Here is a 17,284-nt window from a genome sequence, read left to right as displayed (position 1 = left end):
AGAACGTTCTTTTGATTTGGGTTCACGCTCCTTGTTATTCCTTACTTATACATCGATGCGTAAATCTTTATACACATTCCATTCGGTATACAATCGTTTTAGCGCCAATCCTGTTGTATGTATGAACTCTTCCATAGCTTCCATGGATAAAATATTTAAATCACCCAAGGGTTCGTTGTCAGAGTCAGTTAAAAACTCAAGTTTCTCTCCCCTATACTGATACACCTCAGATTCAGCAATCCACCTAAATCAAATGCTCTTCCCACGTTCAGCTCATTTAACCATTCACGAGCCCCGTCCCAATTCCGTAAAATCATAAACTCCAGCTTTGAGACATCCTGCGTATACACGCTTCTTCCATTGGGATGAACTTCATATGTAGGATATATATCGAATGTCCACACTCGGTCCGTATAGATGTGGGCGATGTAACCGCACAGATATTGCATGAATTTGGGATCACTATAAGCCAACTTTTTGTTGGACTCAAAAAAGGCTTCAAGCTCTTCGTCTGTTGCGAATCTTCCTGCCTCTGCCATGAGGTGAGTTTTTGCTTTTTCGGTACGGGTGTTGGTTCTTACGTGGATAGAATCAGGAGCGAGACTTCCCAATAACAATTCAGGGGATGGCTCGGATATCAATTCGGATGCAATTGCAAAATGAACCATTGGCCAAGGCAATAAAAAAACTCCCTTCTTTATTAGAATGGATTTACATTAACAGTCTGAATTTTGAATCAACTGATTAAATAGGTCTTTATAATGTATCGACTCAGGAAATTCTTTATTGATAAACTGTATTCTACTCCAAAAGTCATCTTCACAATTTGAAATTGTGTCTTCGGCCAGAGACAATGCAAGATTGTGAAAAGCATTTGTCATGTGAAATATGAGTAAACTACTTCTTTTAGTATCCTCGACATCTACAACTGAGGGATATGCTAACTTGGATGCAATCACACGTATATCTAAAAACGCTTGGTATATTAATGTTTGGTATGCTTTAATTTTGTTTTGTTCCATTCCTACACCTCTTAGTGATAATATCAATCTCATATAGACTTTTGAAAACAACAAGTATAGCAATTCTTTTTTTGTTTATCCCCAAATAAAAGAATTAGATTTCATATTCCAAAATGCACAATGCATTTTCCATTTACCTCAGCATACTTTGCCATGTTCGCAAGCTTATGTAATTCGTTGATTAATTCGACTTTGTTGTACACGAGTTTCTCATAGTAGCCCTTCTGATCTTCTCCATCATTACTGTAATTCCCTGTAAGAACAATCGGATCAGTCGCATGGCTAAATAGATCAATCCAGACTCGAATCAGTTGTTGAAACTTCAACAATGCATTCTGCTCTTCAATAACGGTTATTCCATAGTTGTTCAGTCCACTACATCTCGTACAGGTGTACGGATTCCATGTATCCAACCATTGAAGGGAATCATAGATGTATGCAATAAATTCGTCTTCCAGGGTCGCATGATTCTCTGGCGTTAACCCACTTTTATGTATCAAGTCCTGAGAGTCCCAAGAGTAGGAAGTATGGATATACTCGTTTACTTCCGCTTTGTTTTCAATAACAAAATGATGCTTCGGCATGCTTATGCCCCCTCAAACACTTCACTCCCATAGACTCCTCTTAATTCATCATAACCCATGTCTTGGAAAATGGAAATTGAAAAAGATCCTATCTATCTCCCAACTCAGGAGAAGCACATAGGACCTTGAGAAAAAATTCATTACATTTAGAAAATCCTTCTTTTACTCAGAAACTCTGTTCCTTCTTCACGATACATCGCTATAAATTCATTGGTCACATGATCATGTCTCAATATGCCCATATAGTCTGTACCTGGTTTCTTCGGTCTATAGTCGGAATCAATCGTGTAAATATTGAAGTGCACCTCATCTTCGTCATCTGACACATCTGTATTATGAAAAAGTGAAATCACTTCAGCTTTGCCGAGAAACCTAAAGGGAGATTCCTGACGCTCTATAATATAAAAAGGATATGTGATGTTCTCTACCTGAACGAATTCCTGGTATTCCTTAAGTTCATCAGGTATGAGATCCATATACAGTCTAGCTACATCTTCTCCCTGAAACACACCTGAAATCCACTTCAAGTCCCCCTTGGTTGCTACGATAATAAACAAGCTAATCACCTTCTAGTTTAAATATTCAAAATATTCCTATGATATACGTCTTACTGTTTATCTAAATATTGTGTATATACCTTTAATACGTATTCATTATCTACATCATTTTCATTCGTATCTTGGGTTATCTCACCATAAACATTCGACTTCAAAAAAAGATCTATAATTTCATCAGGCTCACTCACATTCTGAGTTTTGCATCTGAAAGGTAGCTTCTTATTGCTATCCGAGATTAGATTAAATCTTAATTGACTCGCCATAGAATCAAACCATAGATAAAATATCATTCCTCTCTGCATATTCGAATGATTGACCTGATTCTGGCGCTTGGCTATGACGTCCATAATCAAACCACGAAAATCACTCAAGCTCACCTCATTAGACATTTCTTCTGAAATTGAAATACACCACATATTCGTTTCTATTTCTTTCTGAAGTTCTGAATCTGAAGTACCTATATAGATCACATCATGAATAATTTCTTCGAGGTCCTTGAAATATTGCTCTTTAGACATTTAACCAACTTGCTCCCTTCATACTTCTATACCATCATCCACGCACAAAAGTCTGGGACAAAATCCGGTGGCTGCCAGCGATGTTGTCAATTTCAATGTTATATGCAGACTCAGTATATTTAATCTGATGTTGCTCATAATACTTTTTCCAGAATGAAACTGCTGCCGCATTGTTAGCAAGCTGTTCTACTTGGAATGTGCCCTCAAATTGAGCAAAAACCAAGTCAATCGCTTGCGCTGCTAGCCCCTGTCCGCGATATTTTTTCACCAAGAACAGCTCTTGCACCGTATAATCCACATCTTCTGGCACATATGGAGGTGAGCACACCAGTACGAATCCAATAACCTTCCCTTCATACTGAATCAAAAACGGATGTAATTCATCACGTTCCAGATATAGATAGGTGTTCGTTGGATCATATGTGCCCTCTTTACGCAAATCTTCGCCCGAGAATTCGGACAGATCATATAAATACAAGTTGTACAGGTTAAGAAACAATTCCTTCTGCTCTGGCAAAATGCTCGTGATTTGTACGTTCATCTTCAGCACACATCTCCCTTAATTAATGAGTTAGATAGCGATCCATACACGACCTTACCGATGTCCACAGTGCTTTTCCTGTGTCCTGCTTCCAATATATCCTTTCAACCCCAGCAGATATAGGCAAAGTTTGGTTTAAACCATAGAGTAACCTTACATTCACGGTCGACATGCACATATGTACAAAAAAAGACTCCCTACAGAGTCCGATTACTGGTCTTATCTTTATTTTTCACCAAGTATCCACTGGCAAGCGCTGCGGGAGCGATAAAAGGTAAGAACGTCAACCAATCCATGAAAAGAAGTATAGGAACGAAAATAAATATTACACTGATATACATCATGACTGGAGATTTTTTCTTCAACCCCTGAACACCGAAAACAACTCCTGCCAATGAGATCAATAGGACAAAAGCAACGTTAAGCACGTTCATAACCATCACCTCCACTGGCATGTAGCCAACACTTATTGAATCAGATAATCAACTACAGGATATGAGATCACATTACGATCTCTGTACATTGAAATCACCGCTTCGGGATAGGTGCTAAGAATTCCATTTTGCAACATCACCGGACGGAATCCTCGCTCCATTGCTCCGTTGTAGGTAAATAGAACACATTCCTCTGCAGCAAAGCCGGCGATAATCACCAATTCAATGCCATGACTCTTCAACACCTGCTCCAGATCCGTTTGCCAGAAGGCATTGGAAGCTTCCTTGGTAACGGTGAGATCCTTCTCATTCACATCCACCTCGGGAATGATGCGATACTCATCTGACGCTGCCTCCTCCATGCCCTCCACATCCTGCACGTGAACGACCGTATGATCATTCGATCGCAGCACGTTAGCCACATGATTAATGTACTCGCAGGCATGGTCTATCGATCTCTGGTCCATCTTTTTCCGTACAATACTCTCTTGCATATCAACAATGAGCAAACCTACTTTCATCCTATCTCTCCTCATAAATAAATTTTACGTTGCATGGTTTAGTATCTTCCCTTGTTTACACGGATAACTTAATCCTTAAATAATTCATTCAGCATCCGGTCTCGGTTCTCCAGAAAGCTACGGGTAATCTGGTAGTGATCAGTATCCTCATAGGCTACCTCTTGAATATGGCTATCGTCAAAACTTAAAATTTCCGCCCCCGGATATCCCAGCAAAATCGGTGAGTGCGTCGCAATAATAAATTGCGAAGTGCCTGACAGATCATGAAGGATACGCAATAAGGAGAGCTGCCTAGCTGGAGATAAAGCGGCTTCGGGCTCGTCGAGCAGATAGATGCCTTTGGAACTGAAGCGGTTGACGAACAGGTTGAGAAAAGATTCTCCATGGGATTGTTCATGCAATGAACGCCCGCCATAATATTGAAGCGACTCTGGCATCTCATCCACATGTGATGCAAACTGATAGAAAGATTCCGAGCGCATGAAGAAGCCATTCGTTATTTTGGGCAGCCATGCCAGTCTTAAGTAATTCCCCAGCGAGGATTCCGAAGCATGTGTCTCATAAGCATTATTCCTGCCGCCCCCTGCGGTATTGAATCCACATTGATGAGCGATGCCTTCCAGCAGCGTAGATTTCCCAGAACCATTTTCACCTACAAAAAAAGTAATGTTATTCGTAAGCTCCAATCGTTCCAAGGACTGGATCGCGGGGATGTCAAAAGGATATTGGTCCCGATTCTCGATCTTGGCCGACATGAGTTCCACACTTCGAAGATACATAATCATCCTCCCACATTTATCTTATATAAGTTCAACTAAAGAATATTTACACACCAACTTCGCACTTAACTTCCTATTCACATTCAGTTCAATCTGATTGGTCAAGCCACGGACGAATGATATCCTTGCGGGTTATGATCTCCATTGTCTTCATGAAAAACCAGGTAAACCCGGCATAAAAACCGATATGAGGATAACGAAAAGCTGCGGGTTTATTGCCTTCATAATAGAAGTGCCCAATCCAGGATAAAGCGTAATGAATGACAGCGAGTAGCAGCGTGAGTTTGATATCAATAAACAGAAAAATCCATGCCACAAAGGCCGACAAAAACGCGAAATAATGCAAAATGCGGTTGTTCCGATCCTGATGCTCCTGAAGGTAATAACGCAAGTCCTTGCGCACACGATTCAACATCGGTTCACGTCCATTTCACCTTGATCTGTGATCACTGCTTTTCGTTCACTCTTCTCCATCGTACCCTATAACGGGGTTCATATGAAACCGTTTCAACCAAAAAAAGAGCAAGCCATAGGCTCACTCTCTCTTCAGGTTAATATACAAATCTGCGCTGCGCCCAATAGCTGAACAGGAAGATGGACACCTCGGTCAATAGCTTGGCTGCGAGCAGCGGGATAATCAGTTTTTCATTATAAAAATACAGTAAACCATAGTTTAATAGCAGTACGAGTAGGACAAGTGAGAAGTATTTGGGCAAAGACTGCCGAATCTTCGAAGTTCGTCCTGTGGAGAACACATATTTCCGATTAATCGTATAGTTGAAGATGGAGCTGCACAGTCTTGCTGCGACTACCGACAGAAACAGATTATGCGTGAAATACTGGATGATGAATAGTAATCCAAAATCAATTAGAGCGGATAGTACCGAAGATGTGCTGAACATCAGGATTGGCATATAGATCCGGAATGAATCGACCAACGGGCGGAAATGGGAGGACTCATTGTGATCCAGATACACCGTATCTATGAACTCCTCCGTAATCTCATACCCTTCCTTGTGTGCCGTTAACAGCATGTTCATCTCGTATTCAAACCGATCCCCCGGAATCTGGTTCAACCAGTCCAGCATGGCGTAAGGAAAACCGCGTAGACCGGTCTGCGTGTCATATACTTTGGTACCTGTCGTGAGTGAAAAGACCGCCCGTGTGACTGTGTTGCCAAAACGGCTGCGTGCTGGAATTTTACCGCTGAAGCGACGGCTGCCGAGTACAATTCCCGGTGTCGTCTGTGCGAGCAGCACTTCGAAGATACGCTTAATATCATGTGGCAAATGCTGTCCGTCACTATCTGCGCATACCACACCGCCCTGAGGTCCGTACTCCTTAATATATTGAAAGCCCGTCTTCAACGCCCTGCCCTTACCCAGATTGACGGGATGTGTCAGGACCGTACAGCCATAGGCTTCTGCCGTTTCAAAAATTCCACGGTAACCGGGACCGCTGCCATCATCCACAATCACAATGGGTCCGAGTTTGAATGTTTGCAGTTGCAGAACGAGATTCAGTAAACGTACATCGGGTTCATATGATGGAATTAATATCGTCATGATCCTTGTCCCTCCGTCAGATATAGAATGTCACTTACGCCACGTTCCTGGTTACGTCCCAGCGGATTATTGACGACTCTGCTCATAAAATACATCGTGGATGAACCGCCGCCGTCCAGATTGTAGGCTTCAGTTGCTCCGAGGCCTTTCATGACATCGGCCAGTTCTGCCAGAGTCATGCCACGGCTGTCGTCCTGCCGTCCGTCCACCACTACGAAGACGTAATGATTCGGAGCAATCATGCCGATCGCTGTTCTTGGATTCGCATCCTGGATGGAGCGGTTGCCGAAGTTGTTATCGATTTTCACACTGCTAAAATCACTGACGATCTCGCCATCCTGAATCAGAATCGGTCCAAAGGATAGCGTATTGGTTGCACCTTCGGCCAGCAGTTCCGAGGAAGAAATTTCGTTCTCGTTATATGTTTTCATCGTACCGTCGTTGAACAGGGCGAGTGCATCCCGGGTTGGGCTGTCACGATACAATGTTCCATTGCGGATAATGACACCATCATCGCGGAATCCGTAGTAATCACCGTTAATGGCAAAGATCGCATTGTTGGCTGCGGCAATCTCTGATGTATTTTCGGTAATATTCGTTCCAAAGCTGTTGTCTGCTAGTGCCGTTTGCAGGTTGCTTGCATCCGTTAGCTGAACATCGGCGACATAATACGTAATCTGATCCGAGCCTGAACCAGTCTGTACCTTTTCAATACTGACTTTCATATCATCACTCGAATAATTCCAATCATCTGATGTTGCATTCACTTCAGTTGCGGTGGTCGAAGTATTGCTGGAATCATTGTCAGTGCCCGTTGTTGCCGTTGCCGTGTTCTCATCCGCTACAACAACCTGCACATGCCGGATCAGGTAACGGTCAGCCAGGCTGTACAGGATTCCACCTACCGCAAGCACGATGACAAGTGTGATGATGAGCCATCTGCGCTTTCTTGGGGAGATCGGTCGTTTATGTGGGTCTTTCCGGGTTGGTTTCTCATAGATCTTCATCATGTGAAGCTCACCTCTTCATCTAAGTTCTTAAAGCCATATTAGGCCGAGTAGCTTAAATGAATCTGAAACCACATCAATTGAACTAAAGAACATTCACACTGACACTACGATGACAGAACAACCCTCCAATCGCTGTTATTGTGTGAATGAATAGTTCAATAAAATAAGGTGATCCTTTTTCCCACTGAGGAAATCAGATCACCTTGATTTTCAATCTATAGAACCTTAAATTGCACTGATATCGTGTACATATCTCGCTCAGCTTACATATCAAAACATCTTCGTCAGAGCTTCCTGTTATGCATCTGCAAAAAGAGCATCGTACGCGGGACAAGGCCGCTTTTCCAAAAATTCCGTTAACGCCGGTGGCTGTTGGGCATAGATATCCTTCAACGACGTTCCGTTGTAGATGTTGCCAATCACGACAGGGTGGCATAACTCACAGATAAGAATATCCCCATTACCGTGTAGGTGCAGCTGTTTCGTGCCATCCACACAATTCGAGAAATACACGCCGGGTTGTTCACGCAAATTCAACTGTTCAGCGAACCGGTCCATACAGGTGAAATAGAGCGTTGTATCTGGTTTTTTATGTTCTATCAGCTCCGTAACAGATCGAACAAGGGACTCTTTGGATACAATCTGGGTCCATTCGGTATGCGGCATCTTAATGCTGTTCTGGATCTCATGGATGCGCACACCCAGGTCATACACCTTATCGCTAATAGCCTGCATATTCGCTTGGTTACCTTCAAACAGCAACGTTTCCAATACCGTCTCCAGACCAGCTTCCGTACACAAACGAATATTCTGCTCCAGTCTCTCATACATGCGAGGATGCACACGGTAGTACGCAGCATAGGCCTCCGCATCCGTATAATTGAAAGAGATATGAATGTTGGACAAGCCTGCATCACGCAACGCAAGAATCCGTTCTTTGGTCAGCAGACTGGCATTACTGTTCAATTGCGTATCAATGCCATGTGCCGCACAATACTTCACGATCTCCACGCAATCCTGGTATTTCAGAGTGACTTCACCCCCGGACAATCGAACTCGCTTGAGATGAGGCAGCTCACGAATAATACGGATGACTTCCTGACTACCGATGCAAGCTCCATCATCCCGATTGTAGGCGCAGCAATAGTCGCATTTATAATTGCAGTTCGATGTCACTCCCACCTCAAGCCCTTCCAGCTCATATACGCCGGGTGTTTCCAGTTCGAGTGATTTATATCTGTTTTTTGCTATCAATTCGTTGTACCTCCTGGTTCCTTCATTCATTCCAAGTTTTAATAACTTGAAGATTATAGCGAAAGGCACCCGGTTCACGATATGACATTATGTACGTTGCTTACTGAAAACAAAAATAAAACCCATTTCCTCAGCGATCAGGAATGGGCCAAAGCTTGGCATATAATTATTGAATTAGACAATATAAAGTACGATAACCTTGACCGTTTGATGCAGCATTTCAAGCTCTTTCTTACTTCCGCTTTTATTGTGTACTACTGATAAATGACACACGACTTTTCAATAACACGTTCTTTATTTAACACGAGTATAGAAGTCTTCTTTTAAAATAGCATACATCTTCAGATCCTGAAGTTCATTTTTCACCCTCATGTACTTCCGTAAAATACCTTCGAATTGCATGCCTGACTTCTCCATAACCTTGGCGGAACCTGTGTTCTTCACCAAGCATCTGGCCTGGATTCGCTCAAGCCCCACTTCTTCAAATCCAAATTGGATGATTCGTTTCACTGCCTCGGTCATGTAGCCTCGATTCCAATATTGATCAGATAATACATATCCCAGCTCGACTCTCCTGTTATCGCTATCACACCCTAAATAGTTACAACTACCAATCAGCCTCTTGGTGTGTTTATCTTCAATCCCCCATGGGCCTATTAGATCCGTCTCATAGCGACTCATGACAAAATCCAAAAAAGCTTTTGTATCTTCTTTGCTCTGATGCGCGTCCCAGGTGGTGAATTCCGATACAGCAGGTACAGCGCAGTAACTGTACATATCCTCCAGATCATCATAGGTAAGAGGCCGGAGTAACGTTCGCTCGGTTTCTAATATCGGAAATGGGACAAAATAACTTTCAATCGTTTTCATAGAATCACCCTCCCAGAGAATTAGTAGGACAAAAGAAACACACAGGCAGATCGGTCCATATTGACTAACTCATCTGTTGTAAAATCAAGGCCACAATCTGAGTGTCTTCCACTGCCCATCTTGCATCACATATTGGACTCGTACATGCTTGCGCTCCGAATCTCCCTGCCAGAACTCCACCTCTTGTGCATTCACAGCATATAATCTCCAATGAGGTGTTATAACACTGGGGTCACGTTCAATCCGTTCTTTCTGAGTTTCAATGGAACTATCCAGTACTTCCTCACTATCCAAAACCTCACTCTGATGTCCTGTCATGGCAACTGCTCGCGCTCCAGCTGAACGTTTGCGGAAATCATCAGCGCCCGCTTCATCTCCCAGATCCTCCGCAACTCCTCTTATCCGAATCTGTCTTCCAAGGGAAGGCCAGTAGAATGTCAAGGCTACATGAGAGTTCTCCTTCAGCTGCTGCCCTTTTCGACTCTCCGAACTGGAAGCAAAATAGAACGTTTCGCTGATTACGTTCTTCAAAATCAATACCCTCGCATCAGGATAACCGTCTTGATCCACGGTAGAGATCGTCATTGCATGAGGTTCCTTCACTTCGTTCTCAACCGCCAATCTCAACCACTCCAAAAATAGCTTCCCTGGCCGCTCCGGCAACTGCCCAATATCCCACATTGGAAATGGTCCAGATAAAGACTTCAAATGTTGTAGCAGTTCAATTGGTTTATCGTTCATGTCATAGCCTCCATCTTCTATTTTCTAATTAAGGTGACTTATCCGCTCATGATCTAGCATCTATATAAATTGAACTAAAGAATATTTACACTGCACACTCCGATGACAGAACAACCTTCCGATCGCTGTTATCCCCAGATTTTTTTGGTTCCTTTTATAAAGGGGAAATCCGGGGATAAAGGCGAACGCTCCGCTTCTTCAGGTCCTTTCTGTCCTCTCCGTTTTGTGTGAATGTTTAGTTCAATTAATTAAGTAAACAACTAATCAAGATGACTTAACACATTTGCGTTGCTAAGTTTCCAACCAAGTCTTCCCTTTTCAACGGTATGAACACTGGTGTTGTTCATGGGATAAAAGCTGGATTTATTGCTCCATTCCCTATTCTCAAGCAGATAGTACAGGATGTTAATCACGCCGCCGTGAGTAATTAACAGCACATTGGACTTGACTGTTTGTTCCTCTATATCTCTAAGAAGATTCTCGAAAGATATGCTTATCCGGTTATAAAAATCTCTCGGACTTTCTCCTCCCGGAAAAGGCGAATCCATCTCAAGGGTATTGAAATAAACCCCTGGGTAGTTCACTTCAGCATCCTTATGGAGCATGCCTGCCAATTCTCCATTATTCATCTCACGCCAATCTTTCATTAAGATAGCCTGCATGTTTAACTGTTTCTCCATTTCCCGTGTAGTCTGCACTGCACGAGGAAGATCACTGCTCATGATCGTATGTATGTTGTACTCCTCAGCATGATGATGCAAATGCTCTCCCAGTTTCTTCGATTGAATACGTCCCTGTTCCGTAAGTCCACGATCACTCCATCCGCCTCGATACCCTTCCTCATCCATCCCATGCCTTACCAGATAAATTTTCAAGATCTCTCCTCCTTTTCACATTGAACAGGCTAACTATATATGTAACTGGTTTCGCTTGTATCAAATAAACCCGACCTCAGATAGCTTCTATCCAAGATCGGGCATTTCCTGCTTACCATTTATCTTACAAATGTGTTATGAACTCGCTCGGATTTGATAAAATAAGGAATCCAGATGGCACAAGTAATGACAGATTTCACAATCTCCTGTATTCCACTTCCATCTTCCAATTCCCGCATCATAGGTATCTGAAGTACGAGTATATAATCAACCATATAGAGCACCAAACTCACACTGTAATAGATGATCATTAACCGGGGTAAGATTGCTTTTTTTCTATAAAAAGTTACAACTATATATATGGTGAACAATAAAAAGACCACATTATATATAGCTTCAAAAATAATTAATGGCCCCCACAGAACGTGATAGTATTCGGAGTCCTTGGAAACAAATAAGTCCCACATTTCGGGTGTTAATGCTGGTAACGTGTTTTGCATCAACTGTACTGCGAGCAGGATAATGGTAAGAAATAATCCAATCTGGATGAGAATCAGCCAACCACCCAATCCCGATACACCTAGTGGACGGTAGTCTGTCTTTTGCTCTTGAATATGTGGTTCCACTTAATAACACTTCCTTAATCAGTTTTGTCTTTCTGAGATGAGTCTTCCTTGTAATATTGCCAATTGAATCTACGGGTAATTCTTTTCCCCTACTATACGTGCGTTGTATGTATCCTCACACTCTCCTTATAGGTACCTCTCCATCCTTCTTTTATATAGAATTTTACACAACTTCCTTATTGTACTACGAGTGTCAAGTACGAAACAGCCATTTCAAAAGATCGTATTCAGATGCTGCAAAAGCCAAAAAAGACCTTCGCTATACTTCCACCATGTTCAGCAAAGTACACGTACGTCATAATGCTCTTATACAGATGCAGATGGTGACTCTGCATTTGACTACGAAGGAGGATATGGATATGACCAATCCTAAAGTAAAACTTTTACCTTTTGCCGACATTTCGAATTATGTCGAGGGCTTCGATATCGTTTCCACCCAGTGGGGCGGTGATGGCCTTGTCTATGTACTGCTGATGAATCAGATCCCCGAAAGAGAGCGAGGTATGTTCGTCCAAAGTACATTGAATCAAAGCTATACGTACAAAGTGCTTATTGTGGCAGATCAAACTATCGAGGAAGTTGTCATCTGGGGGCAGATGTTCAATTATCATTACGTACAACCATTACATGAACATCTGCTGCTCGTGGGAGCACGGTGTGCGAATTACGGAAATGAACAGTTTGATCTGAATGCCAAAGTGTGTGATCTGGACGGAAATACAATACGCGAGTTTCTGTTGGGAGACGGTATCCAAAGTGTACAGGTCGCAGAGAAGGGAACGATCTGGACGAGTTACTTCGATGAAGGGGTGTTTGGTAACTACGGATGGAGCGATCCAATTGGATCAAACGGTCTGTTGGCCTGGGATGAGCACGGTAATAAAGTGTACGAAAACCGCGCAGCTGACATTGCAGATTGTTACGCACTCAATGTGGTGAATGAGAAGCAGGTCTGGTTCTACTTCTATACCGATTTTGAACTCGGTTGTATCTCAGGGGGAACCAGTAAACCCGATGTTACATTCATGAATCCAGACATCTCCGGTTCCTCGGGCTTCAGCACGGATGGTTATCATTTCTTGTTCGATGCAGGGTACGGTAAACATGGTACGTTTGTGCTTAAGAAAATGGAGAAGCCCGGAACATTGAGCAAGGGGCAGAAGATTGATTTGCTAAATGAAGATGATCAGCCCTTCAAGCAGGCACGGCAGGATTTTCGCCAGCATCGTCTGCTACTCAGTGAAGGAAACTTGTTATATCAGGTAACGATCGAGGAGATTATTTCTGCTTCTGGTTTGGATTAATGCAACATCGTGAAGAGGATTATTTCTTGAAAGACAGTCCCTCTTCTTCCAATGCGTTCCGCAGTTTGGGCATGGCAGATGGCCCGATTCCATGCAGCTTCAGGATTTCTTTCTCCCTGTACTCCGCAAGTTGCAGTAGTGTCGTAATGCCTTCATTCTCCAAGGCACGTCTGGCGGGAGCAGACAGCAAGGCTAGAAATCCTTCTGTCGGTTTACGTTCAGCTTCGCACGTCGGACAAGTGGGGCAGTCACTTTTTTTATAATACGAATGTCCTTGTTCGCATGTTTTGAGTGTTCCTTTATCGTTTGTCATGTGGGTGTCTCCTCCTGAACCTAAATTTACAATCCATACTCGGCAAAAACGGCTGCATATTTCTTTTCAAATATGGCCCAGCGCTTTTCGGTTCCGTATTTGGCATGTAGTTGCTCTAAATAATGCTTGGCTTCTTCCGTATCACCGGCTTGTAGCAGAAAGCGGAAAGTTTCTTCACTTAAATGTAGCGCTGTCTTCGCCATATAATAATGGACTATATCTCTGGCCCCTGTTAGCGAGTGTAGGAATGACATGCCCTCTTCCAAATGTGACACCAGTTCTTTCGATAAAGCGTCTGGATCGATATCAGGCGTTAAGGTATAGTGGGCCGGAGCGGAAGGGGCTATTTCTCTGATTCGGCAGGTAAAATGAGATACGTACTCCGATATGTCTCCATTCAATCCAACGGAATTCAACTCCGCAAGCTCGGTGGAATGAACACCACAATTAACATAAAACTGGACTTGACTACTGGTGTTTACCTTTGCTTTTTGAATGTTGAACTTGTACGCGAGGTTTCCATCCGCTTTGTAGAAATTCAGATTTTTCTTGGTATAGCCGTGTTTGGCAAATAAGGGTTTGACGTCTGTATGGATGATCTTCTTAAAAAGGTCCTGCATAAGATATCACTCCCCTTTTGTTCAGAATCATGCTTGTTCTATTTTATAAAAATAGGGGCCACACATGGATTCGTGCGTATACACGTACGTCCATGTAAACGCCCGGTCGAAGATATATATATCCTGCTCCGAATCAAAATCCGCTGCAATGACCTGATTCGCGTTTTCGTATAAAAGCACCCAACCACCACTTTCATACATCACATATACTTCATCTTTCGGCTCGGCATTGAAAGCATCTCGTGCTTCATCATGAGTCAGACATTTCTGTTGTTCATAACTGAACAAATGCCACTTGTACTGGCTATAATGGATAGACTCTTTGAGCACATCATCGATATTATGGGCAAACACGCTATCCCATTGCTGTACAATCCCTTCGGATTCCTCGTACAGCTCGGACACGACAACTCCTTTGTCCTGCAAATTCTTCTTGAACATATATTCCTGATGGATACGCTCAATCCCCCAGTATGCTTGGTTCAGTTCCAATTCGGGTAAAGTATCCAGCAGCTCGTTAATCTTATCTCGAATCATCATTACCTCCGTAAGGTATTGGAATTAGATCATCTAGTTCTTGCCTGACTGTTTAGCTTCATCTCGCAGTACATAAGCCAGTTTGTACATCTCTGCAATGTCATCTCTGTTCTGTTCCTGGAATCTTCGGATCGCTTCATCAATCTCTACCACTTCCACCGCAACCACCTGCTCACCATCCTCCGGATTCAGCGGATCAGCAACAAGTTCAACGTCTCCATATCCAATGATTCGTACAAAATGGGGATGCGGGATATGTGGTCGATACGGTTCCAACGCACTGGATGTACAGTGGAATTGGCCAAAAATCTGATAGGACCGCATTTCTGCCCCAAGTTCCTCCATCAGTTCGCGTTTCAGTCCATCCATATACTGCTCACCTGCTTCAAGCGTGCCTCCGGGCAGCTCCCAGTCTCCATTATCCAGTTGAAAAACAACACATTGATCCCCAACAAATGGAATGATGCTAATATTGCTCACCAGCTTTTCGTCCACGATCTCATTCAATCTGAACTCCGCCTCAATAATTCCCCAATGAATTGACGTACTCAGCGCCGGATATAATTCCGCACTCAAGCTACTCATCCGCACCCGATCCTCTCTATCAAATTCCACTATTCTTCCAATTATAGTCGAAAACACAGAAAGAAGGCCACCTTCCCACCGGGAAACCGTGACCCTCTTAATTATACTTTCTGCCCTTAAGCCTTGGATCAGTATTCTCTCCAGACGCTCAGACCATTCTCCTTCTAATGCTGCACAAGCTTTCCATTTTCCAAAAAAAGAACCCGGCTACAGAGCGGTAATATCCGCTCATCATGCGTAACCATCACTGCACTCTTGCCCTGCTCCTTTACGAGCCGTGCAATCATGCCGACAATATCCAGTCCACGTTCTGCATCCAGGCTCGCTGTTGGCTCATCCGCGAGCAGGACAGCCGGATCGTTCATCAACGCCCGTGCAATAGCGACCCGCTGACGTTCCCCGCCAGACAGCTTCTCCGCATATGCCTTCCGCCGATGAGTCAAGCCTACCGTATCCAACAGCTCATCCACTCGTTTCTCCGCCTTGTTTTTCTCCGCTCCAGCAAGTTTCGCGACCACCATCAGTTGTTCTTCTACTTTCAGATACGGAATGAGGTTGGCACTTTGAAAAATAAAACCAAGCTGCTGAAGCCGCATATCGGATATCTCCTGTTTGCCTTTGCCCATAATAGAGGCCCCATCCAGTAGAACCTGTCCTTCCGTCGGTTCGAGAAGTGCCCCTGCGATGGACAAGAATGTACTTTTACCCGATCCTGAAGGCCCCATCACAGCTACGAGTTCCCCTTCGGCAACTTCAAGGTCCAACTTGTCCAGAATCGTTCGTTTGCTACTGCCATCTTCAAAGGTCTGTGTAATTCCCTGCAATACCAATCGGTTTCTCATGCTGCAGTCCTCCCAATCGCATCAAGTGCATCAATTTTGGTAACCTTCCACACCGAGAACAATGAACCCGCCACAGACATGAGTATGAATAATACGCAGGTCAGTGCGAGGGTGGACAAGCCTAGTTGAAATGGCATTGATGCTGGCAAGATGGACTCGAACAGTCGAACCAACAGTACACTAATGACCAGACTACCAACTGACAAAACCAAGACTTGTAACGAAACGCTACCCGCCAGATAAGCATTCCGCGTTCCGATGGCTTTCAATATGCCGAACTGACTCGTTTTCTGAATCGTGATGACATAGAAGAATACCGCAAGTACAAACGCCGAGATGACATATAGAAAAGCGATCATCATGAGCAACGATCCCTGCTCTTCCTTATATCCAGGGATGGCCGATACGGCATCCGACTTCGTAATGATTTCTGTATTTGGCAATGCAGCACTCAGGCCGTCTACCTGCTCGCCTGCATCCTTAATCGCAATGGCATTGTACACAGGAGCATTAGCATTGGTGTCGGCTGAACCTTGAGAAGTTCGTGAACCTCCTTGAAGTGCGGACCACTCTTGTTCATTCAGGAACACTACTGGGGAGTGACTAAAGGATTCATTTTGTACAAATCCACCAACGGTCCACTCCGTTCCCGAAGCTTGATCGACGAGAACAGTGCCAATTGTGACGCCAGATTCAGACAACTTATGGTCCACCACAACCTGCCCTTTTGTCTGATCCGTAATCGGAGACCCTTCGGTAACAGTTGGAGCAAGCCAACCTTCCGGATTAACCATGAACAGCGTGACATCGATCTTTTTTGTGTCGCCCGTTGGACTGACAGTTGTCATTTTCACACCCAGTGGCTCAGCGTTCTCTTGCCCCACTACGGAGCGAGCTTGATTAAGCTGATCCTGATCCACTTGTGACCGGGTGAACCGATGATTTGAATCCTGTTCCAGTACAAAGTGGGTTGCTGCCATATTTTTGACCGAAGCTGCGTTATCATACGCCAGCCCCTGTGCAAGACCTGTAACAAACAGTACCAGAAATGAAACCAGCACCATGATTGTAGCAATTAAGGCATACCGCCCTTTGGCATACCTCATTTCCCGAATAGCCAAGTACATGTTCTGTGACCTCCCTCTTGATAACCCAAGTATAGGAGGCGAAAATGAACGGCAAATGA

At 43.7% G+C, this 17,284-nt stretch carries 24 protein-coding genes; 1 reads left to right on the top strand and 23 read right to left on the bottom strand.

Going from position 1 to position 17,284, the window contains the following annotated elements; genetic code table 11:
* Positions 1 to 188: 188 nt before the first annotated feature.
* The 17 genes from PAHA3_RS02455 to PAHA3_RS02375 form a co-directional block, all read right to left on the bottom strand.
* On the bottom strand, positions 189 to 680 hold the full coding sequence (locus PAHA3_RS02455; RefSeq protein WP_062833316.1) for a hypothetical protein: 492 nt from the start codon (positions 678 to 680) through the stop codon (positions 189 to 191).
* Between the two features lie 36 nt (positions 681 to 716).
* Positions 717 to 1,022: a hypothetical protein gene (locus PAHA3_RS02450; protein WP_062833315.1), complete on the bottom strand. Its 306-nt coding sequence runs from the start codon at positions 1,020 to 1,022 to the stop codon at positions 717 to 719.
* A gap of 101 nt (positions 1,023 to 1,123) precedes the next feature.
* Positions 1,124 to 1,606 carry a hypothetical protein gene (locus PAHA3_RS02445; protein WP_062833314.1) on the bottom strand — a complete coding sequence of 161 codons (483 nt, stop codon included), beginning with the start codon at positions 1,604 to 1,606 and terminating at the stop codon, positions 1,124 to 1,126.
* A gap of 146 nt (positions 1,607 to 1,752) precedes the next feature.
* Positions 1,753 to 2,163, bottom strand: a complete 411-nt coding sequence (locus PAHA3_RS02440; RefSeq protein WP_062833313.1) for a hypothetical protein — start codon at positions 2,161 to 2,163, stop codon at positions 1,753 to 1,755.
* 50 nt (positions 2,164 to 2,213) lie between these two features.
* Positions 2,214 to 2,681: a hypothetical protein gene (locus PAHA3_RS02435; protein ID WP_062833312.1), complete on the bottom strand. Its 468-nt coding sequence runs from the start codon at positions 2,679 to 2,681 to the stop codon at positions 2,214 to 2,216.
* A 34-nt stretch (positions 2,682 to 2,715) separates the two neighbouring features.
* Positions 2,716 to 3,222 carry a GNAT family N-acetyltransferase gene (locus tag PAHA3_RS02430; protein ID WP_062833311.1) on the bottom strand — a complete coding sequence of 169 codons (507 nt, stop codon included), beginning with the start codon at positions 3,220 to 3,222 and terminating at the stop codon, positions 2,716 to 2,718.
* 197 nt (positions 3,223 to 3,419) lie between these two features.
* Entirely contained in the window at positions 3,420 to 3,656 is a 237-nt protein-coding gene (locus tag PAHA3_RS02425; protein ID WP_062833310.1) for a hypothetical protein, read from the bottom strand.
* 32 nt (positions 3,657 to 3,688) lie between these two features.
* Complete coding sequence (locus PAHA3_RS02420) at positions 3,689 to 4,177, bottom strand: cysteine hydrolase family protein (RefSeq protein ID WP_062833309.1); 489 nt, start codon at positions 4,175 to 4,177, stop codon at positions 3,689 to 3,691.
* Positions 4,178 to 4,245: 68 nt separating this feature from the next.
* Positions 4,246 to 4,956 carry an AAA family ATPase gene (locus tag PAHA3_RS02415; protein WP_062833308.1) on the bottom strand — a complete coding sequence of 237 codons (711 nt, stop codon included), beginning with the start codon at positions 4,954 to 4,956 and terminating at the stop codon, positions 4,246 to 4,248.
* An 88-nt stretch (positions 4,957 to 5,044) separates the two neighbouring features.
* Positions 5,045 to 5,371 carry a DUF962 domain-containing protein gene (locus PAHA3_RS02410; RefSeq protein WP_062833307.1) on the bottom strand — a complete coding sequence of 109 codons (327 nt, stop codon included), beginning with the start codon at positions 5,369 to 5,371 and terminating at the stop codon, positions 5,045 to 5,047.
* A gap of 136 nt (positions 5,372 to 5,507) precedes the next feature.
* Positions 5,508 to 6,521 carry a bifunctional glycosyltransferase family 2/GtrA family protein gene (locus PAHA3_RS02405; RefSeq protein WP_062833306.1) on the bottom strand — a complete coding sequence of 338 codons (1,014 nt, stop codon included), beginning with the start codon at positions 6,519 to 6,521 and terminating at the stop codon, positions 5,508 to 5,510.
* The gene (locus PAHA3_RS02400; protein WP_062833305.1) at positions 6,518 to 7,531 is read right to left on the bottom strand and encodes a phosphodiester glycosidase family protein; all 1,014 of its coding nucleotides are present in this window, start codon (positions 7,529 to 7,531) and stop codon (positions 6,518 to 6,520) included. Before PAHA3_RS02400 ends, PAHA3_RS02405 begins: the two co-directional genes overlap by 4 nt.
* 297 nt (positions 7,532 to 7,828) lie before the next feature.
* The gene (locus PAHA3_RS02395) at positions 7,829 to 8,815 is read right to left on the bottom strand and encodes a radical SAM protein (RefSeq protein WP_062833304.1); all 987 of its coding nucleotides are present in this window, start codon (positions 8,813 to 8,815) and stop codon (positions 7,829 to 7,831) included.
* Between the two features lie 264 nt (positions 8,816 to 9,079).
* The gene (locus PAHA3_RS02390) at positions 9,080 to 9,655 is read right to left on the bottom strand and encodes a GNAT family N-acetyltransferase (RefSeq protein ID WP_062833303.1); all 576 of its coding nucleotides are present in this window, start codon (positions 9,653 to 9,655) and stop codon (positions 9,080 to 9,082) included.
* Positions 9,656 to 9,739: 84 nt separating this feature from the next.
* Positions 9,740 to 10,396 carry a pyridoxine/pyridoxamine 5'-phosphate oxidase gene (locus PAHA3_RS02385; protein ID WP_062833302.1) on the bottom strand — a complete coding sequence of 219 codons (657 nt, stop codon included), beginning with the start codon at positions 10,394 to 10,396 and terminating at the stop codon, positions 9,740 to 9,742.
* Between the two features lie 260 nt (positions 10,397 to 10,656).
* Entirely contained in the window at positions 10,657 to 11,271 is a 615-nt protein-coding gene (locus tag PAHA3_RS02380) for a histidine phosphatase family protein (RefSeq protein ID WP_062833301.1), read from the bottom strand.
* Positions 11,272 to 11,390: 119 nt separating this feature from the next.
* Positions 11,391 to 11,897 carry a DUF2569 domain-containing protein gene (locus PAHA3_RS02375; RefSeq protein WP_062833300.1) on the bottom strand — a complete coding sequence of 169 codons (507 nt, stop codon included), beginning with the start codon at positions 11,895 to 11,897 and terminating at the stop codon, positions 11,391 to 11,393.
* Between the two features lie 359 nt (positions 11,898 to 12,256).
* Here PAHA3_RS02375 and PAHA3_RS02370 point away from each other — a divergent pair, with 359 nt between their 5' ends.
* Positions 12,257 to 13,201 (top strand): hypothetical protein, encoded by a 945-nt coding sequence (locus PAHA3_RS02370; protein ID WP_062833299.1) that lies wholly within the window; start codon positions 12,257 to 12,259, stop codon positions 13,199 to 13,201.
* A gap of 19 nt (positions 13,202 to 13,220) precedes the next feature.
* Here the strand turns inward: PAHA3_RS02370 and PAHA3_RS02365 are convergent, their stop codons facing one another.
* The 6 genes from PAHA3_RS02365 to PAHA3_RS02340 form a co-directional block, all read right to left on the bottom strand.
* Entirely contained in the window at positions 13,221 to 13,514 is a 294-nt protein-coding gene (locus PAHA3_RS02365; protein WP_062833298.1) for an RNA polymerase alpha subunit C-terminal domain-containing protein, read from the bottom strand.
* A gap of 26 nt (positions 13,515 to 13,540) precedes the next feature.
* On the bottom strand, positions 13,541 to 14,134 hold the full coding sequence (locus tag PAHA3_RS02360) for a DUF4304 domain-containing protein (RefSeq protein ID WP_062833297.1): 594 nt from the start codon (positions 14,132 to 14,134) through the stop codon (positions 13,541 to 13,543).
* 27 nt (positions 14,135 to 14,161) lie between these two features.
* Positions 14,162 to 14,671 (bottom strand): DUF4275 family protein, encoded by a 510-nt coding sequence (locus PAHA3_RS02355; protein WP_062833296.1) that lies wholly within the window; start codon positions 14,669 to 14,671, stop codon positions 14,162 to 14,164.
* A 33-nt stretch (positions 14,672 to 14,704) separates the two neighbouring features.
* Complete coding sequence (locus tag PAHA3_RS02350) at positions 14,705 to 15,256, bottom strand: NUDIX hydrolase (protein ID WP_062833295.1); 552 nt, start codon at positions 15,254 to 15,256, stop codon at positions 14,705 to 14,707.
* Positions 15,257 to 15,420: 164 nt separating this feature from the next.
* Positions 15,421 to 16,098 carry an ABC transporter ATP-binding protein gene (locus PAHA3_RS02345; protein WP_062833294.1) on the bottom strand — a complete coding sequence of 226 codons (678 nt, stop codon included), beginning with the start codon at positions 16,096 to 16,098 and terminating at the stop codon, positions 15,421 to 15,423.
* Complete coding sequence (locus tag PAHA3_RS02340) at positions 16,095 to 17,225, bottom strand: ABC transporter permease (protein ID WP_062833293.1); 1,131 nt, start codon at positions 17,223 to 17,225, stop codon at positions 16,095 to 16,097. The genes PAHA3_RS02345 and PAHA3_RS02340 overlap by 4 nt, the downstream gene beginning before the upstream one ends.
* Positions 17,226 to 17,284 lie beyond the last annotated feature (59 nt).

The organism is Paenibacillus amylolyticus, assembly GCF_001570725.1.
In the GTDB taxonomy this organism is placed as follows: Bacteria; Bacillota; Bacilli; order Paenibacillales; family Paenibacillaceae; genus Paenibacillus; species Paenibacillus amylolyticus_A.
Note: the sequence above shows the minus strand (reverse complement) of the source record. Positions and strands in the feature narration are given on the sequence as shown.

Coding starts and splice junctions, on each gene's coding strand:
- PAHA3_RS02355 (WP_062833296.1), bottom strand. CDS start 14,671: ATGATTCGAGATAAGATTAACGAGCTGCTGGATACTTTACCCGAATTG.
- PAHA3_RS02450 (WP_062833315.1), bottom strand. CDS start 1,022: ATGGAACAAAACAAAATTAAAGCATACCAAACATTAATATACCAAGCG.
- PAHA3_RS02345 (WP_062833294.1), bottom strand. CDS start 16,098: ATGAGAAACCGATTGGTATTGCAGGGAATTACACAGACCTTTGAAGAT.
- PAHA3_RS02430 (WP_062833311.1), bottom strand. CDS start 3,222: ATGAACGTACAAATCACGAGCATTTTGCCAGAGCAGAAGGAATTGTTT.
- PAHA3_RS02370 (WP_062833299.1), top strand. CDS start 12,257: ATGACCAATCCTAAAGTAAAACTTTTACCTTTTGCCGACATTTCGAAT.
- PAHA3_RS02350 (WP_062833295.1), bottom strand. CDS start 15,256: ATGAGTAGCTTGAGTGCGGAATTATATCCGGCGCTGAGTACGTCAATT.
- PAHA3_RS02340 (WP_062833293.1), bottom strand. CDS start 17,225: ATGTACTTGGCTATTCGGGAAATGAGGTATGCCAAAGGGCGGTATGCC.
- PAHA3_RS02400 (WP_062833305.1), bottom strand. CDS start 7,531: ATGATGAAGATCTATGAGAAACCAACCCGGAAAGACCCACATAAACGA.
- PAHA3_RS02420 (WP_062833309.1), bottom strand. CDS start 4,177: ATGAAAGTAGGTTTGCTCATTGTTGATATGCAAGAGAGTATTGTACGG.
- PAHA3_RS02415 (WP_062833308.1), bottom strand. CDS start 4,956: ATGTATCTTCGAAGTGTGGAACTCATGTCGGCCAAGATCGAGAATCGG.
- PAHA3_RS02395 (WP_062833304.1), bottom strand. CDS start 8,815: ATGAATGAAGGAACCAGGAGGTACAACGAATTGATAGCAAAAAACAGA.
- PAHA3_RS02425 (WP_062833310.1), bottom strand. CDS start 3,656: ATGAACGTGCTTAACGTTGCTTTTGTCCTATTGATCTCATTGGCAGGA.
- PAHA3_RS02360 (WP_062833297.1), bottom strand. CDS start 14,134: ATGCAGGACCTTTTTAAGAAGATCATCCATACAGACGTCAAACCCTTA.
- PAHA3_RS02435 (WP_062833312.1), bottom strand. CDS start 2,681: ATGTCTAAAGAGCAATATTTCAAGGACCTCGAAGAAATTATTCATGAT.
- PAHA3_RS02445 (WP_062833314.1), bottom strand. CDS start 1,606: ATGCCGAAGCATCATTTTGTTATTGAAAACAAAGCGGAAGTAAACGAG.
- PAHA3_RS02405 (WP_062833306.1), bottom strand. CDS start 6,521: ATGACGATATTAATTCCATCATATGAACCCGATGTACGTTTACTGAAT.
- PAHA3_RS02365 (WP_062833298.1), bottom strand. CDS start 13,514: ATGACAAACGATAAAGGAACACTCAAAACATGCGAACAAGGACATTCG.
- PAHA3_RS02385 (WP_062833302.1), bottom strand. CDS start 10,396: ATGAACGATAAACCAATTGAACTGCTACAACATTTGAAGTCTTTATCT.
- PAHA3_RS02410 (WP_062833307.1), bottom strand. CDS start 5,371: ATGTTGAATCGTGTGCGCAAGGACTTGCGTTATTACCTTCAGGAGCAT.
- PAHA3_RS02390 (WP_062833303.1), bottom strand. CDS start 9,655: ATGAAAACGATTGAAAGTTATTTTGTCCCATTTCCGATATTAGAAACC.